Raw genomic sequence first — 16,483 nt, 5'->3', positions numbered from 1 at the left:
AGGACGCTGTTAAAAAGGTCTTAATATTCGGTTTCCATTTTCAGAGGTTTTTCTATTCTTCTTTGTAATTTAGCGCCCTGAATAAACAACACAACAAAGCACAACCAAAATGGCCGAAACCAAGTATATTTTTGTTACCGGAGGTGTGTCTTCTTCCCTTGGAAAAGGGATTATAGCCGCATCACTGGCCAAATTGCTGCAGGCGCGTGGTTTTAAGACCACTATTCAGAAGCTGGATCCTTACATCAATGTGGATCCCGGAACCTTGAACCCTTATGAGCACGGGGAATGTTACGTTACCGAAGATGGTGCGGAAACCGATCTGGATCTTGGCCATTATGAGCGTTTCCTGAATGTGAATACTTCACAGGCAAATAATGTTACCACTGGCCGAATTTACCAGAGCGTGATCGAAAAGGAGCGCCGTGGGGAATTCCTGGGGAAAACGGTTCAGGTCGTGCCCCATATTACCAACGAGATCAAAGAACGCGTACAGATACTTGGGAAAAATGGCGATTATGATATTGTGATCACCGAAATTGGCGGTACCGTTGGGGATATTGAATCCCTGCCTTACATTGAAGCGGTGCGGCAGTTGAAATGGGAATTGGGAGATGACAATGCCCTGGTGATCCACCTTACACTTGTCCCCTATCTTTCGGCAGCCGGTGAACTGAAGACCAAGCCTACCCAGCACAGTGTAAAAACCCTGATGGAAAGCGGGATCAAAGCCGATATCCTGGTGTGCCGTACCGAGCATGAACTGTCAGACGACATCCGGCGAAAACTGGCAATTTTCTGTAATGTTCGCCAGGAAGCCGTAATCCAGAGTATCGATGCACCCACGATTTACGACGTGCCGAACATGATGCTGAAAGAAGGACTCGACACGGTAACCCTGAAGAAACTGGCTTTACCAGATGATTCCACTCCAAACCTGGACAGATGGAACCAGTTCCTGGAAAGGCACAAAAATCCAAAAGCCGAAGTCCATATTGGGCTGATCGGTAAATACGTGGAATTACAGGATTCCTACAAATCCATCCTGGAAGCTTTTATCCACGCGGGTGCGGAAAATGAGGTTTCGGTGAACGTGGAGTATATTCATTCCGAATTCATCAACGAAAACACCATTCATAACAAGATCAGTCATCTGGACGGGATTCTCGTAGCTCCAGGATTTGGAGAACGAGGGATCGAAGGGAAAATCGATGCGGTGCGATACGCCCGTGAGAACGACCTTCCGTTCCTGGGAATCTGCCTTGGAATGCAAATGGCCGTGATCGAATTTGCCAGGAATGTGCTTCAGTTGAAGGGAGCTAATTCTACGGAAATGGATCCGCAAACCAAACATCCGGTCATCGATCTAATGGAAGCGCAAAAAACAGTTACCCACAAGGGTGGCACTATGCGCCTGGGTGCCTGGGATTGTGAGCTTTCAGAAGATTCGGTCATTATGAAAGCCTATCAGCAGAAAGATATCAGCGAAAGACACCGTCATCGCTATGAATACAATAACAAATACAAAGAACAGCTGGAAAAAGCGGGACTTGCCAGTACGGGGATCAACCCTGAAACCGGACTCGTGGAAGTGGTCGAAATCCCGGAACATCCCTGGTTCGTAGGCGTGCAATACCACCCCGAATATAAAAGTACCGTGGCCAATCCACATCCGCTATTCGTGGCATTCGTCAAAGCCGCGTACGAACACATGCTGAAAAATAAAGATGCCAAGTTGACACATAAGCAATAATTGGCTGTTTTTTTGACCAAAGAGCAACAAGTAATATAGAGAATGGAAGAAAAGAAAATTGACATTCAATCCATAATTGGATTTATTTTGATTGGTGGTATCCTGATATGGATGCTCTACAATAATAAACCTGAAGAAGAAGTTCAGGACAACCCAAAAGACCAGACCGAGCAGATCGTAGAAAAATCGCAGCAGGAACCCGTACAGGAAGAACAGGCCAGAGATTCTGTGGCGAATGATTCTACCGCACTGGTTGCCGCTCAAAAGAAACTGGGCGCTTTTGGTTATTCTTCTACCCTGTCATCAGCTCAGGGCGGAACCACGACTCTCGCCAACGATGTACTGGAGCTAAAGGTTTCCAATAAAGGTGGTTATATTCAGGAAGCTAAACTGAAGAATTTCAAGACTTATGACTCTGTTCCCGTTTATATTATCAAAGACGGAAATGCCACTTTCAATCTAAATTTCAATACTACAGATGGTCGTAGCCTGAACACGGAAAACCTATTCTTCCAGCCGGAACTTACCGAAAATAACGGAAGTCAGGTGCTTTCCATGAAGCTGAAGGTTTCTGAAAATGAGTTCCTGGAATACCGTTATTCCCTGAAACCAGGTGAATATATGATGGATTTCAGTATTCGTTCACAAGGTTTAAGCGGAGTTCTGGATGCTTCTCAAACACCAAATTTAGACTGGCAAATCAAGGGTTACCGTCACGCGAAAAGCATTTCCTATGAAAATAGGTACACCGATCTGGTTTACGAATACGGCGGCGGAGATGATGACAATATCAGGAGTGGTGACGATGAAGAGGAAAATGTAAGCTATATCGCCTATAGACAGCATTTCTTTACCTCCATTTTATTAACCGATACGCCTTTCGAAAAAGTTAATTTCAATGTTACTGATCTGGTAGAAGATGAAGATGTAGATACGGTTTACACCAAAAACTTTGCTTCCACCATTCCGCTGGAATTAAAAGCCGGAGAATTGAATTATAATATGAACTGGTACTACGGTCCGGCTGATTATAAGATCCTGAATGATTACGATCGCAACCTGGATGAAGTGATTCCTCTTGGATGGGGAATCTTCGGGTGGATCAACAAATACATTTTCATCCCGTTCTTTGCTTTTCTAAGCGGATTTCTTCCGAGTTATGGTTTGGCAATTATTGCAATGACTATTGTGGTGAGGATCGTGCTTTCTCCTGTCACCTATAAATCATATTTGTCTCAGGCAAAAATGAAGGTTTTAAGGCCAGAGATCAATGAGATCAACGAGAAGTACAAAGATAATGCGATGAAAAAGCAGCAGGAAACAATGAAGCTGTACAGCAAAGCAGGTGCCAGCCCTATGAGCGGTTGTCTACCGGCGCTGATGCAGATCCCGGTTTTCTATGCCCTTTTCCAGTTCTTCCCGAGTGCATTCCAGTTAAGGCAAAAAAGCTTCCTGTGGGCAGATGATCTATCCAGTTATGATGTGATCGCACACCTTCCGTTTAAAATTCCATTTTACGGAGACCACGTAAGTTTATTCCCAATTCTGGCAGCTATCGCCATTTTCATTTACATGACGATGACGACAGGCCAGAGCATGCAGGCGAACCAGCAGCCGGGAATGCCAAATATGAAGTTTTTAATGTATCTGTCTCCGCTATTCATGTTGATCTTCTTCAACAACTACGCGAGTGGACTTTCATTATATTATTTCACTTCCAACCTGATTACTATTGGGATCATGTTAGTGATCAAGCACGTGATCATCGACGAGAATAAAATCCACGCGAAAATTCAGGAGAATAAGAAGAAACCTCGTAAAACGAACAGGTTTACGCGTAAGTTCCAGGAAATGATGGAACAGGCGGAAGAACAACAGAAGAAACAAGGTAGAAAATAAGCAAAAAGCCCGGTATTACCGGGCTTTTTCATTTTTGGGGAATGTAGGTTTAAAGTTCTGGTAGGAGCACCGTATCGATCACGTGAATAACTCCGTTGGTAGCCTGAACATCAGCAGCGATTACTGTAGACATCCTGTCGTTGGCATCAGTAATTGTTACGGCATCGCCCAGATTAACGGTGAATGTATCTCCATTCAGTGTGCTCACCTCCATGCCATCTGTAAGATCACCAGAGCGAACATTCGCTTCAGCTACGACATGGTACGTCAATACGGCAGAAAGGGTTTCCGCGTCTATATCATCCAGTGAGGAAGCTTCCAGTTCTTCTAATAAAGCAGCGAAAGCATCATCAGTAGGAGCAAAAACGGTAAAAGGCGCAGGAGAATCCATGGCCATTAAAGTTTCTACGTAGGTGTAATCTTCTTCCCTGGTAAGCGCACTCACTAAAATGCTGAAAGTAGGGTCTGCAGTGGCAAAAGTGGTCACATCCGGCAATCCGATAACCGAGTCGACCGCATGAATCACTCCGTTATCTACTTCCACATCGGCAGTGGTCACTGAAGCCACACCATTGATCATCACCCCATCGCTGGTATTGATGTACAGGCTCAATGGTTCTTCGGAAGCACCATACACGGCCATACTTTCAATATAACCGGTAGAAAGATTAGAAGACATGATTTCTCCTTCCTGAACGTGATATAGCAAAACCTGCGTCAAAAGATCGGTCGGGACTTCATCCAAAGAAGCAAAACCATTTGCTGAAAGAAAGGCAGCGAAAGCATCATTATCTGGGGCAAAAACGGTGAAATTCGTGTCACTATCTAAGGTGGCAGTGAGACCGGCGGCATCAATTGCGGCAGCTAGAGACGAATAGTCGTCGTTACTGTTTACAAAATCAATGATCGAATTGGTTTCCATCACATCATCTGTTTCTGGTTCAGGATCTACTACGCTCATGTCATCATCGATCATGAAGTCGTCATCTTCATCACAGGAAGTAAATAAAAGCAGGGAACATAATCCCAAGACCCATAATTTTGGTAGTTTCGAAATAAAATTCATAATACAGAGTTTTAATAATGTTGGTCTGCTAAAAATAATTCCTGAAAAAAGGAACATTTGTTTAATGTTTGTTAATAATGAATAAACACAAGTTAAATTTAATCATTCTATTACTACTGTCTTTCAGTGTGTTAGGTCAGGTAAATCAAAAAGATGTCAACGGAAAAAGGCACGGGAAATGGCAGGTCAATTTTGAAGGAACCACCAATCCCAAATTCGAAGGAAACTTTGATCATGGCCAGCGAACAGGTGTTTTTAAATTCTATAAAAAAGGTTTTTACGAACATCCTTCGGCGATCATGGATTTTGGAAACGGCCAGGATTCAGTGAGTGTCACCTACTACACCCAAACGGGGAAACCAATCAGCCAGGGAAAAATGATCGATCGCCTAAGAGAAGGAAAATGGACGTATTTCCACCAGATGAATGACAGTGTCATGATGATCGAGCACTATAAAAATGATAAGTTAAATGGATTTCAGGAAACCTTTTATCCCGATGGAAAGCTGGCAGAAAAAACCCATTATGTCATGGGCGTCATGGATGGCAGCAGCCAGATCTTTGCAAAAAATGGCCAGGTTCTGAAAGATCTGCATTATTCCGAAGGTGAACTGGATGGAAAAGCGGTGTATTACAATCCTCGCGGCGAAATGCAAATGGAAGGCTCCTACCGCAAAGGCAGCAAAACCGGAATCTGGAAATACTATGAAGACGGAAAAGTTACTGAGCAGAACTATGACTCAAAAAAATAATACCTTTAAAATCCTAAATTTAATCATATGAAAAAGATCCTATTTATGTTTTTGGCAGCAACGATGATCACTGCCTGTAGTAAAGATGACGATTCACCAAAGACTGACGGTGATGAACCAATTCTGGGCCAGTGGTTTTTGATTGATGCTCGCGCCGGCAGTGTGAATAACACGCTTACTGAATGTCAGCAACAATCTTCAATTACTTTCAATGAAGATGGTTCCGCCCAATCTGAATATTACGAAGAAACCGAAGGAACCTGTAATCTGGAATCTTCAGAAGAAGGAACATGGATGCACAATTCAGACGGTACGTACACCATTGATGCACCGATTTATGGAGAGATCACCGGTACCGCTAATTTCGAAGGTTCCACAGGATTTACCTTTACCAGCCCGGACCTGGCTCCTATAGTTTTAGTTTTTGAAAAATAACACGATCCATAATGATTATAAAAGGTGGCTTTCGCCACCTTTTTTTATTTCGTAATTTTGCCGCGTTTCCACCGACAGAAACCCGGAAAAAGATTCAGATTATGAAAAAAGTTGTTGTAGGACTTTCAGGAGGAGTAGATTCTAGTGTTTCGGCCTATTTGCTAAAAGAGCAGGGTTACGAAGTGATCGGGCTGTTTATGAAGAACTGGCACGATGATTCGGTTACGATTTCAGATGAATGCCCCTGGCTGGACGACAGCAACGACGCCATGATGGTGGCTGAAAAATTGGGTATCCCGTTTCAAACCGTCGACCTCAGCGAGGAATATAAGGAGCGCATCGTAGATTATATGTTCAATGAATACGAAAAAGGCCGTACGCCTAATCCCGATGTTCTCTGTAACCGCGAGATCAAATTTGACGTGTTCTTGAAGATCGCTCTTTCACTTGGCGCTGATTACGTGGCTACTGGCCACTATTGCCGTAAGGCTACGATCGAAAAAGACGGGGAAACCTATTACCAGCTGCTGGCCGGAAAAGACAAAAACAAAGACCAGTCTTACTTCCTCTGCCAGCTCACTCAGGAACAGCTCTCTAAAACGCTTTTCCCTATTGGGGAATTAGAAAAAGTGGAAGTTCGTAAAATTGCTGCGGAACAGGAACTGGTTACCGCCGGAAAGAAAGATTCCCAGGGACTTTGTTTCATCGGAAAAGTGCGGCTGCCAGATTTTCTTCAGCAGAAATTGAAACCAAAAGAAGGCGTGATCGTAGAAGTTCCCGCCAATACCGAAATTTTTTCTGAAGAAACCGAACGGGCTTTTGACTCCAAAATCGAGGAATTGGAGCATCTTTCCAAAAAATACAAATATCATCAAACCGACGGAAAAGTGGTGGGTCAGCATCAGGGCGCTCATTATTTTACCAAAGGCCAACGTAAGGGTCTTGCTGTGGGCGGGACACCAGAACCACTTTTCGTAATTGATACCGATGTGGAAGAGAACGTGATCTACACCGGCCAGGGTAAGGATCATCCCGGGATCTACCGCAAGGCGCTGTTTATAAACCCGGAAGAGGTGCACTGGATTCGTCGCGACCTTGCTATCAAAGCCGATGAGGAACTGAAAGTACTCGCCAGGATTCGTTATCGCCAGCCGCTGCAGGAAGCCACTCTCTACCAGACAGAGAACGGCATGTACGTGGTTTTTGAAGAAGAACAGGCATCGATCACCGAAGGCCAGTTTGTAGCCTGGTATAATCAGGAAGAAGAACTGCTTGGATCCGGAGTAATTTCGTAAATTATCGGGAAGATCCTATTTCCCGATAATGCTGCAAAAACTGCCATTTTTACTATTCTTTTTCTGTTGCTGTTCTTTTGGCCAGCAGGAACATGCCTGGATTTATTTCAAGGATAAACCTTCTGCTGAAACTGCGCTTCAGAATCCGCGTAGCATTCTTTCCGAAAGAGCTTTGCAGCGAAAACAGCGTTTCCAGATTCCTGTTGATTTTCGGGATATCCCGGTGGAAGAAGCCTACATTTCCGCTGTAAAAGCTGAAAATACTATCACAGTAATGGCGAAATCAAAATGGCTGAACTGTGTACATGTCATTGGTGAGCAGGACGCTATCGAGGAACTGGCCAATTTGCAGTTCGTTCAGCAAATCGAATTTGCTCGCGATGAACTGAATGAACGAGCTGCTTTTGCGCTCAAGCAGCCATTTTCCAAATTTGGAACTACTGAAATTTTTGACTACGGCTATTCTTCAGATCAGGTGGAAATGCTGGAAACAGATTATCTTCATGAGCAGGATTTAACCGGTCAAAATTTAGTCATTGCGGTGCTGGATGCCGGTTTTCCCAATGTAAAGCAACTGGCAGCTTTTGAGCGAATGCGTGACAAAGGGCACCTGCTTGGCGGTTATGACTTCACCCATCGTTCAGAAAATTTTGATAAGCCTGAACTGAGCAATCATGGCACACTGGTGCTTTCCACCATGGCCGGTTACGTCCCCGGCTATTTGATTGGCACCGCTCCGGATGCCGATTATTATCTCTTTTGCACGGAAGTAGCCGAATCTGAAACTCCGGTGGAAGAAAGTTACTGGGTGGAAGCGGCAGAAAGAGCCGACAGCCTGGGAGTGGATTTGATCAATTCTTCCCTGAGCTATTCGCTTTTCGACGATCCCGGTTATAATTACCGTTTTGAGGATATGAACGGGCAAACTTCCTTTGTTTCCCGCGGGGCCAATATCGCGACTGAAAAAGGCATTCTAGTGGTTGTTTCCGCAGGAAATAGCGCCGAAAGCACCGTCTTCCCCGGCATTGGCGCTCCCGCTGACGCGCAGGTACTTACCGTGGGCGCGGTAGATGCAAACAGGGATTATGTTCGTTTCAGCTCTGTAGGGCCAACTTCAGACGGTCGCATAAAACCTGATGTCATGGCACAGGGCTTTCGATGTATTGCCGCCAATGAGCGCAACGAGATCGTGCAGGTAAGCGGCACTTCGTTCTCCTCTCCTATCCTCGCGGGTTCGGTAGCCAGTTTCTGGCAGGCCTTTCCGGAAATGACCAATCTGGAGATCATGGATCTGGTAAAACGAGCTTCTTCAAATGCTCAAAATCCCGATAACCTCATCGGCTACGGAATCCCGAATTTCAGGATGGCGCTTGAAAATACCGAAATGAACAGCTATTTTTCTGAAGAGTTCTATGTTTTTCCGAATCCCGTTTCCGAAGAACTCTATTTCGCCAGCCCGGAACAACATTATGACGTTTCAATTTATGACCTTACCGGGAAATTATTGCTGTACCAGCAGAACGTAAATAAGAAAATTGACCTTTCAGGCTTTTCCAGGGGAATTTATATTGCTAAGTTTGAACGACAGAATTTTAGAAAATCCCTGTTGATATCCAAAAAATGAAGCAAAATAGAATTACCGAACTTTTCAATATCGAGCATCCTATCATCCAGGCCGGAATGATCTGGGCGAGCGGCTGGAAACTAGCCAGTGCCGTATCTAATGCCGGCGGACTAGGAATTATTGGTGCAGGCTCCATGTACCCCGATGTCCTGAAAGAACATATTACCAAGTGTAAAAATGCGACTTCCAGGCCTTTCGCGGTAAATGTCCCTATGCTTTATCCAGATATTGAAAAGTTAATGGAGATCATTATGGAGGAACAGGTGCCCATCGTATTCACATCGGCTGGAAACCCGAAGATCTGGACCAAAACCCTCCAGGAACACGGAATTAAAGTGGTGCATGTAGTTTCCAGTGTCAAATTTGCCATAAAATCCCAGGAAGCCGGCGTGGATGCTGTAGTCGCTGAAGGTTTTGAAGCAGGCGGTCACAATGGTCGTGATGAAACCACCACTTTCACACTGATCCCAATGGTCCGGGAAAAAATTTCCATTCCATTAATTGCTGCAGGAGGAATTGCCACCGGGCGCGGCATGCTTGCCGCTATGGTTCTGGGAGCCGATGCCGTCCAGGTAGGAAGTCGGTTTGTGGCTACACCTGAAGCATCGTCGCATCAGAATTTTAAAGATCGGGTCGTAGCCGCCAGCGAAGGCGACACCGTGCTGACCCTCAAAGAACTCGCTCCGGTTCGGCTGTTGAAAAATAAATTCTACGAAGACGTCCAGGCCCTGTATGCAAAATCTCCAAGTAAGGAAGAACTTATTGATTTACTGGGAAGAGCACGTGCCAAAAAAGGCATGTTTGAAGGTGACCTGGAAGAAGGGGAACTGGAAATTGGGCAGGTTTCGGGACTTATTCATGATATCAAGCCCGCGGCAGCGGTCGTTCAGGAAATGATCAGGGAATTCGAGCAGGCTAAAAAAGAAGTTGCTGATTATTGATGCTGGAAAGATTTCAGCTTTTCCAGTTCGCGATCAATATACACCTGCCATTCTAATTCTTTATTTCGATTTTCACTGTGCGAAGTCTCCTTATCAAATCGCTCCTGCATGGCTACACGTTCCGATTCTATTTTCTGATAGATCCGCCGAAGATCCAGCCTTACCGTACGGCCAATTTCATAATTTTCCAGCGCCTGCTGCAATTTTCGGGCATGGAGTTCTGAAATATCAAAATGGGCCCGTTCATGCTCCAGCAAATAATCGGCATCCGTTATAGTAGCTTTTCTCCAGGACAACTCGGGATAAAAACTGCAACTGACTTCAAAAACCAGTATTGGCTCCCCTGAAGCGGTACTGTAGCTCCAGCTGTAACCAATCCCCGAGTTTACATTGGCTGAATACGGACTGTTTTCTTCCGGTGCTCCGCGGAAATCACTCCATGTGATGGGACGATTCTGGGACCAGCTGATCTTTTCTTGCTGGGCTTCCGAAGAAGAAGACCCAAAAAACCATACAATCGCGATGAGACAGTACTGCCAGCGGATCATGGATAGGTGAAAGAAATCAGCTTTTCAATATCTGGATGCAGGCTAAACAAAACCGGGCAGGTCCTAGCCGTATTTTCAAGGATCTTTGTATCCTTTTCAGCGTAGGATTTTGGGAACTTCACGTTCACTTCGATTTTGGAAATACGCCTGGGATCGGAAGACATGGTTTTAGTCACTTCCGCAGTGGTACCAACCAGGTCCACTCCCAAACTTTCTGCTTTGATCCCCATTACCGTAATCATACAGGTCGCCAAAGCATTGGCAACGGTATCGGTTGGAGAGAAGGCCTCACCTTTTCCGTGGTTATCAACCGGCGCGTCTGTAATCATTTTGGAACCGCTTTGCAGGTGTTCTGATTCGGTTCTAAGATTTCCCTGATAAATGACTTTAGAAGTTATTCCCATTTGCCTCGCTGATATTTAGTTGTTCATCAAGTTGTAAGATATAGACCGCGTCATTGCTGAAACCGCCGTTCATATTCGGAATATAATGGAACTTATTCTCATAATATTCTGTGTACCCAGGATACTGGTTAAAAGACTCGTAAAGATCTTCTGAAGAAGCCAGCCTCAATAGTACATCCATGGTAAGGTCATAGCCACGCATCGCAAAACGTTCCGGTTCGTTTCCAAAACGTTCCTGATACCTGCGAATGAATTCATTATCACTTTCAAGATTGTATTCCTTGTCTACTGAAGGATAATGCAATTTGAGTTTTCCCAGGTGATTGTTCGAGATCAGGTCACTTTCAAAAGCATCATTCTTATCAGTAGTTAGTAGCGTAATATCGTGTTCACGCGCCAGCCTGTTCAGGGCTGCAGTTGTGCTGCTTACCACGTTAATATTGTCTGATTCCAAAATGACCCAATTAGGCCCTGCGGCCATCACCGCGGCGAGTTTCTGGTCACCCACAAAATTGTCGCTGGGACTTACGAATCTTGCGGAAGGCATGCGGCTGCTGAGTTCATCACGAACCTTAAAGTGCTTGCCATCTGCCACTACTATAATATTCTTTCCTGCCGAATTCTTCGCAATATATTCCAGCATGGCATTTTCCAGGACCTTGTCGGTTGGACGCGCCTGGAAAAGGTTGGAATAATTGTACATTTCACTGCTGGAAAGCGGTGAAATTACCGGGATGTTCTTAGACTGTAACCTGGAAGCCGCAGCTTCAGCGGTTTGCTTAACAAGCGGACCAATTACCACATCTGTTCCTGAGAAATCGTTCATGTTCAGAATATTGGCCACTTCCCCAGGATTTCGCTTCGTATCATATACTTTCAGGTTGGTGGAAATTCCCATTTTCGCGGCATCTTCCACAGCCATCAGTATTCCACTGTAAAAATCAAGGGAAACACGCGTGACTTTCTCTTTCAGTATCAAATCTTTATAAGAAGCCAGTGAATCTATTTCCACTTTTTCGGTGTGATATGGTAACATCACAGCGATGTTCTTGGTGCTACGGTTTCGGATCTCGTTTTTAAGATCCATTTTTTTCGAAGCTTTCGCGGGGTCATTACTGGTCAAAACAGCATCAGGGTTTTCCTTGGTCGGCACCTTCAGCACCATTCCGTATTTCAGGCCATCCTGTAGAGCGGGATTTAGTCTTTTCAAAGAGTCCTGTGTGACGCCAAATCGCTGCGATAGACTGAAAAGTGTTTCCTGTTTCTGAACTTCATAAAAACGAAAACGCTCATCGGTAATGATCACCGGTTCGTCTTTCAGGACATTGGTACCTACGCGAATCATCATTCCCGGTTGCAGCATTTCCACCATCGGGTTCAAATCATCCAGTTCTTCAACCGTCATTCCATATTTACGAGCAATACCGAATTTAGTTTCCTTCGGAAGAACGATATGTTCCCTGGTTTTTCGATCCTGGACCGGTTTGCTGCCGGTAGTTTTGTAAGGGACGCTTACGGGATTGCTATTCACATTTCCGGTTGCTACCGCGGCAGCCGTGGTTCCCGCCACCGGGATCCTGATCGTTTCACCCATCTGGAGTTCCTTGCTGTACAGCTGCTTGTTGAAGCGTTTGATATCGTCTATGCGAACATTGTATTCTTTGGAAAGGCTGTATAACGTTTCCTTTTTCTGAACTTTATGCTCTACGAATTCGGCTTTGTTGTTACCTGACGCAGTTTTTTCAGAATCATTTATAGGAATTACCAGCTTTTCATTGATCGAGATCCCTTCTTTCGCATCGGGATTGTATTTGTAAATATCTTCCTCGTCCAGGTGATACTTCTGAGAAATACTGAAGACCGTCTCCCCCTTTTCAACGGTATGATATTTATACTCCTGGGCCCGGGCAGAACTCGAGTACATTCCCAGTAGGAAACAAATTACAATTAGGTATCTCATGCTGATTTTTTTAGTTTGGTTTTTAGTCGCTTACTCCCATTCGATGGTCGCCGGCGGCTTGGAACTGATGTCATACACCACTCTATTAACGCCTTTTACCCGGTTGATTATTGTATTAGACGTCTTTTGAAGGAATTCATAGGGTAAATTCACCCAGTCTGCAGTCATTCCATCAGTCGATTCTACGGCCCTTAAAGCGACCACCTGCTCATAGGTTCGCTCATCTCCCATCACTCCTACAGATTGAACTGGTAGAAGAATCGCTCCTGCCTGCCATACTTTATCATACAACATCCAGTCACGTAGGCCCTGGATAAAGATATGGTCTACTTCCTGAAGGATACGAACTTTTTCCGCTGTGATATCTCCAAGAATACGGATCGCAAGACCTGGTCCCGGGAACGGGTGTCTTCCTAATAATTCTTTGGCGATTCCCAGTTCAGCTCCTACTCTACGTACCTCATCTTTAAAAAGCATTCTCAGCGGCTCCACTACTTTCAGCTTCATTTTTTCGGGTAAACCACCCACATTATGGTGTGATTTGATCGTTACGGAAGGTCCGTTTACAGAAACCGATTCGATCACGTCCGGATAGATCGTTCCCTGAGCCAGGAAAACCACGTCCTGAATGGAATGAGCTTCATCATCAAAAACATCAATAAACGTATTCCCGATCGCTTTACGCTTCAGTTCCGGATCGGAAAGGCCTTTCAGCGCATCCAAAAAACGTGCCGAAGCATCGACACCTTTTACGTTCAGCCCCATATCCTTATACTGGTGCAAAACGCTTTCAAACTCATCTTTTCTCAGTAGGCCGTTATTCACGAAGATACAATAAAGCTGGTCCCCAATGGCCTTGTTTAACAAAACCGCGGCAACAGTGGAATCTACACCTCCGCTTAATCCAAGGACCACTTTCTGGTTCCCGATCTTTTCCTTCAGCTCATCTACAGTAAGGTCCACGAAGGCTCCCGGCGTCCAGCTTTGTGCTGTTCCAGCGATGTGAACCAGGAAGTTTTCAAGCAGCTGTTTTCCATCGGTAGAATGATAAACTTCAGGATGAAACTGGATGGCGTAGGTCTGTTCTCCTTCAATACGGTAAGCAGCGTTCAATACATCAGTAGTACTGGCAAGGCGTACCGCATTTTCCGGAAGGTCAATGATCGTATCACTATGACTCATCCAAACCTGCGAATTCTCTTTAATTCCCGCAAACAGTTCTTCCGCATCTTTAATAACGGAAAGGTTGGCACGGCCGTATTCCCGGCTACCCGAAGGTTCTACTTTTCCGCCGTTGAAATGAGCCAGATATTGCGCACCATAGCAAACGGCCAGCAGAGGCAGTTTCCCGCGAATCCTGGAAAGATCTGGATGGGGTGCATTTTCTGCTCTTACCGAGAACGGACTTCCTGAAAGGATGACCGCTTTAAAACCGGAAAGGTCTTCTGGTACTTTTGAAAATGGATAAATTTCACAGTAAATATTGAGTTCTCTTACTCTTCGCGCGATGAGTTGGGTGTACTGAGAACCAAAATCGAGGATGAGGACGTTGTTTTGCATGCACAAAAATAGAAATTTGAGACTAAAATAAAACCCCGCAAAAGATTAAATTTAAGAGACTTTCACCAGCCTTTTATATTTTTCTGAAGCTCACCTCATAAACTGAAATTTTCGCTGTATTTTTAATAGCATCATCAAAAATCCTAACCAAGATGAAATTTATCGGAGCCCTCATTTTTTCAGTCGCTATTGTGATTGCCGCCTACTTTCTTGGCCATGCCTATGTTTCCCGCGCCAATCCAGACGGCGTCATTTCCGTGACCGGTGCGGGTTCAGAAAACTTTACTTCAGATCTGATCGTTTGGGAAGGCACGTTCAGCCGGATGAACCAGAACCTGGAACAGGCTTATAACCAACTTAACCGTGATAAGGAAACGGTAAGGCAATACCTGCTGGGGAAAGGCATCAAAGATGACAACATCGTATTTAATTCGGTCAATACGATGGAGCAACGCGAAAATCAGTACCAGAACGGGAATTACGTGGGCAGTTATTTCAAAGGTTATGAGCTTACTCAAAGTGTCAAAATCGAATCGAACGACGTGGAAAATATCGAACAGGTTTCCCGCGAGATCACCGAGCTGCTGAACAAAGGAGTGCAGTTCAATTCCCAGCCGCCACGATATTACTATTCAAAACTGGCCGATCTCAAGCTTGCCATGATCTCAAAAGCTACTGAAGACGCGCGACTAAGAGCCGAAAAGATCGCCGAGAACAGCGGCGGAAAACTCGGTGAGCTGAAAAGTGCCAATATGGGCGTTTTCCAGATCACCGGCCAGAACAGCGGTGAAGATTTTAGCTGGAGCGGTGCTTACAACACGAACGATAAAAAGAAAACCGCATCTATTACGATGCGGCTGGAATATGAAATAGACTGATTTTAAGACAAGGTCTCCAGTATTTTATCAATATCATCTTCAGTAGTATCAGGATTGATAAAACAGAACCTGATCACGCTCTCGCCCTTATAGCTTGAAGGCGTTACCAGCGCAAAACCATCGCGGTGGTTCTTATAGGTCCAGTTTCGGTAATCTTCAGCGGTCCAGCCTTTTCTTTTAAAAAGCACCACGGAAAGACTTGCCGGCCGTACCAGTTCCAGGTCTTCATGTCTCCCGATCTTTTCCGCAGAGATCTGAGCCAGTTCGATCCCGCGTTCAATGGCTTCTCGGTATTTGTTGGTTCCGTGCATCGCTAAGGAAAACCATAAAGGCAGCCCACGCAATCTTCGGGTAAGCTGAATTTGATAATCTGCCGGATTGAAACCCTGCGCCCCTTCATCTTTAAAAATTTCAAGATAAGCTCCTTTTTGAGAATGCGCTTTTTCAGCCAGGGAAAGGTCCTTGTAGATAACCGCTCCACAATCGTACGGTGAAAACAGCCATTTATGAGGATCAATCGTAATGCTATCTGCACGTTCGATTCCGTTAAATAAATGCCTGACGGAATTTGCCGCCAGGGCACCGCCTCCATACGCGCAATCTACATGTAGCCAGATTCGCTCTTTTTCGCAGAGATCGGCTATGGAATCCAGTTCGTCGATGATCCCGGCATTGGTCGTACCCCCGGTCGCCACAACAGCAAAAAGCCTGTTACGGTCTGTTTCCGAAAGATTTTCGATCTCCTTCTGAAGATCTTTTCCGGAGAGAAATTCCTCTTCGGAATTGATAAGGTGCACATCGGCATCCATCACCTTGGCCATCGATTTAATCGAACTGTGCGCGCCATTGGATGTTAACAAGAGTACACGTTCTTTCTGAAATTTTGGGTTTTGTGAGCGCCATTCTTCCCGCGCCGTCACCAAAGCCGACAGGTTTGCTGCCGTACCGCCGCTGGTGAAAACGCCAAAAGCCGTTTGTGGCAATCCGGTTAAGGAGACCAGCCATTTCATGGCCTGGTTCTCGCAAAAAATGCCACCTGCTCCTTCCATCCAGTAGGCTCCGTGAATACTGGATGCTGAAGTCACCAGGTCAAACATGATCGCAGCCCGTGTTGGAGCCGCAGGCACAAAGGCCAGGTGCCGGGGGTGGTCAATTGGTACCGTTGCCTTGACCAGCACATCCCGAAACAGCTGAAACGCATTTTCGCCTCCAATCCCTTCCGGAGTAATCGTTTCTCCTACAATTCGCAACAACTCTTCTTCCTTTCGCGGGGAGCCCAGTTCGGGTGTAACATTGGAGATACGGTCTATGGTGTATTTCATGACATCGAGCGTCATTTCCACCAGGTCCATATCTATGGTATGCATT

14 protein-coding genes are annotated in these 16,483 nt (G+C 45.3%); 8 read left to right on the top strand and 6 right to left on the bottom strand.

Annotated features, from left to right (window positions below; translation table 11 throughout):
• Positions 1-109: 109 nt before the first annotated feature.
• Together GRFL_RS12800 and yidC are read left to right on the top strand one after the other, a co-directional pair.
• Positions 110-1,753, top strand: a complete 1,644-nt coding sequence (locus GRFL_RS12800; RefSeq protein WP_083644999.1) for a CTP synthase — start codon at positions 110-112, stop codon at positions 1,751-1,753.
• A gap of 42 nt (positions 1,754-1,795) precedes the next feature.
• A complete protein-coding gene (yidC, locus tag GRFL_RS12795) occupies positions 1,796-3,652 on the top strand; it encodes a membrane protein insertase YidC (protein WP_083644998.1) in 1,857 nt (618 codons plus the stop codon).
• A 49-nt stretch (positions 3,653-3,701) separates the two neighbouring features.
• On the opposite strand, the gene GRFL_RS12790 is transcribed toward yidC, so the two are convergent.
• On the bottom strand, positions 3,702-4,718 hold the full coding sequence (locus GRFL_RS12790; RefSeq protein ID WP_083644997.1) for a fasciclin domain-containing protein: 1,017 nt from the start codon (positions 4,716-4,718) through the stop codon (positions 3,702-3,704).
• Between the two features lie 77 nt (positions 4,719-4,795).
• Here GRFL_RS12790 and GRFL_RS12785 point away from each other — a divergent pair, with 77 nt between their 5' ends.
• From GRFL_RS12785 to GRFL_RS12765, 5 genes are all read left to right on the top strand, one after another.
• Complete coding sequence (locus tag GRFL_RS12785) at positions 4,796-5,470, top strand: toxin-antitoxin system YwqK family antitoxin (protein WP_083644996.1); 675 nt, start codon at positions 4,796-4,798, stop codon at positions 5,468-5,470.
• Between the two features lie 27 nt (positions 5,471-5,497).
• Positions 5,498-5,905: a lipocalin-like domain-containing protein gene (locus GRFL_RS12780; RefSeq protein WP_083644995.1), complete on the top strand. Its 408-nt coding sequence runs from the start codon at positions 5,498-5,500 to the stop codon at positions 5,903-5,905.
• A gap of 101 nt (positions 5,906-6,006) precedes the next feature.
• Positions 6,007-7,200 (top strand): tRNA 2-thiouridine(34) synthase MnmA, encoded by a 1,194-nt coding sequence (gene mnmA / locus GRFL_RS12775; protein ID WP_083646124.1) that lies wholly within the window; start codon positions 6,007-6,009, stop codon positions 7,198-7,200.
• Between the two features lie 28 nt (positions 7,201-7,228).
• On the top strand, positions 7,229-8,824 hold the full coding sequence (locus GRFL_RS12770) for a S8 family serine peptidase (RefSeq protein ID WP_083644994.1): 1,596 nt from the start codon (positions 7,229-7,231) through the stop codon (positions 8,822-8,824).
• Positions 8,821-9,765, top strand: coding sequence for an NAD(P)H-dependent flavin oxidoreductase (locus GRFL_RS12765; protein WP_083644993.1), 945 nt, complete (start codon positions 8,821-8,823; stop codon positions 9,763-9,765). Before GRFL_RS12770 ends, GRFL_RS12765 begins: the two co-directional genes overlap by 4 nt.
• Here GRFL_RS12765 and GRFL_RS12760 read toward each other — a convergent pair.
• The 4 genes from GRFL_RS12760 to guaA are packed head-to-tail and all read right to left on the bottom strand — an operon-like array spanning position 9,759 to position 14,237.
• Positions 9,759-10,313 (bottom strand): DUF922 domain-containing protein, encoded by a 555-nt coding sequence (locus GRFL_RS12760; RefSeq protein WP_083644992.1) that lies wholly within the window; start codon positions 10,311-10,313, stop codon positions 9,759-9,761. The genes GRFL_RS12765 and GRFL_RS12760 overlap by 7 nt on opposite strands.
• Positions 10,310-10,711, bottom strand: a complete 402-nt coding sequence (locus GRFL_RS12755; protein WP_083646122.1) for an OsmC family protein — start codon at positions 10,709-10,711, stop codon at positions 10,310-10,312. Before GRFL_RS12755 ends, GRFL_RS12760 begins: the two co-directional genes overlap by 4 nt.
• Complete coding sequence (locus GRFL_RS12750; RefSeq protein WP_083644991.1) at positions 10,701-12,677, bottom strand: PBP1 and LysM peptidoglycan-binding domain-containing protein; 1,977 nt, start codon at positions 12,675-12,677, stop codon at positions 10,701-10,703. Before GRFL_RS12750 ends, GRFL_RS12755 begins: the two co-directional genes overlap by 11 nt.
• A 30-nt stretch (positions 12,678-12,707) precedes the next feature.
• Positions 12,708-14,237 carry a glutamine-hydrolyzing GMP synthase gene (gene guaA, locus GRFL_RS12745; protein WP_083644990.1) on the bottom strand — a complete coding sequence of 510 codons (1,530 nt, stop codon included), beginning with the start codon at positions 14,235-14,237 and terminating at the stop codon, positions 12,708-12,710.
• 152 nt (positions 14,238-14,389) lie between these two features.
• Between guaA and GRFL_RS12740 the strand changes: the two genes are divergently transcribed.
• The gene (locus tag GRFL_RS12740; protein WP_083644989.1) at positions 14,390-15,115 is read left to right on the top strand and encodes an SIMPL domain-containing protein; all 726 of its coding nucleotides are present in this window, start codon (positions 14,390-14,392) and stop codon (positions 15,113-15,115) included.
• A 2-nt stretch (positions 15,116-15,117) separates the two neighbouring features.
• Here the strand turns inward: GRFL_RS12740 and GRFL_RS12735 are convergent, their stop codons facing one another.
• A complete protein-coding gene (locus tag GRFL_RS12735; RefSeq protein WP_083644988.1) occupies positions 15,118-16,482 on the bottom strand; it encodes a pyridoxal phosphate-dependent decarboxylase family protein in 1,365 nt (454 codons plus the stop codon).
• Position 16,483: the final 1 nt, after the last annotated feature.

The sequence above is a fragment of the Christiangramia flava JLT2011 genome, from assembly GCF_001951155.1.
Classification (GTDB): Bacteria; Bacteroidota; Bacteroidia; order Flavobacteriales; family Flavobacteriaceae; genus Christiangramia; species Christiangramia flava.
Note: the sequence above shows the minus strand (reverse complement) of the source record. Positions and strands in the feature narration are given on the sequence as shown.

What these genes read in the sequence shown, in the direction of transcription:
- GRFL_RS12800 (WP_083644999.1), top strand. Translation starts at nt 110, where the DNA reads ATGGCCGAAACCAAGTATATTTTTGTTACCGGAGGTGTGTCTTCTTCC.
- yidC (WP_083644998.1), top strand. Translation starts at nt 1,796, where the DNA reads ATGGAAGAAAAGAAAATTGACATTCAATCCATAATTGGATTTATTTTG.
- GRFL_RS12790 (WP_083644997.1), bottom strand. Translation starts at nt 4,718, where the DNA reads ATGAATTTTATTTCGAAACTACCAAAATTATGGGTCTTGGGATTATGT.
- GRFL_RS12785 (WP_083644996.1), top strand. Translation starts at nt 4,796, where the DNA reads ATGAATAAACACAAGTTAAATTTAATCATTCTATTACTACTGTCTTTC.
- GRFL_RS12780 (WP_083644995.1), top strand. Translation starts at nt 5,498, where the DNA reads ATGAAAAAGATCCTATTTATGTTTTTGGCAGCAACGATGATCACTGCC.
- mnmA (WP_083646124.1), top strand. Translation starts at nt 6,007, where the DNA reads ATGAAAAAAGTTGTTGTAGGACTTTCAGGAGGAGTAGATTCTAGTGTT.
- GRFL_RS12770 (WP_083644994.1), top strand. Translation starts at nt 7,229, where the DNA reads ATGCTGCAAAAACTGCCATTTTTACTATTCTTTTTCTGTTGCTGTTCT.
- GRFL_RS12765 (WP_083644993.1), top strand. Translation starts at nt 8,821, where the DNA reads ATGAAGCAAAATAGAATTACCGAACTTTTCAATATCGAGCATCCTATC.
- GRFL_RS12760 (WP_083644992.1), bottom strand. Translation starts at nt 10,313, where the DNA reads ATGATCCGCTGGCAGTACTGTCTCATCGCGATTGTATGGTTTTTTGGG.
- GRFL_RS12750 (WP_083644991.1), bottom strand. Translation starts at nt 12,677, where the DNA reads ATGAGATACCTAATTGTAATTTGTTTCCTACTGGGAATGTACTCGAGT.
- guaA (WP_083644990.1), bottom strand. Translation starts at nt 14,237, where the DNA reads ATGCAAAACAACGTCCTCATCCTCGATTTTGGTTCTCAGTACACCCAA.
- GRFL_RS12740 (WP_083644989.1), top strand. Translation starts at nt 14,390, where the DNA reads ATGAAATTTATCGGAGCCCTCATTTTTTCAGTCGCTATTGTGATTGCC.
- GRFL_RS12735 (WP_083644988.1), bottom strand. Translation starts at nt 16,482, where the DNA reads ATGCATACCATAGATATGGACCTGGTGGAAATGACGCTCGATGTCATG.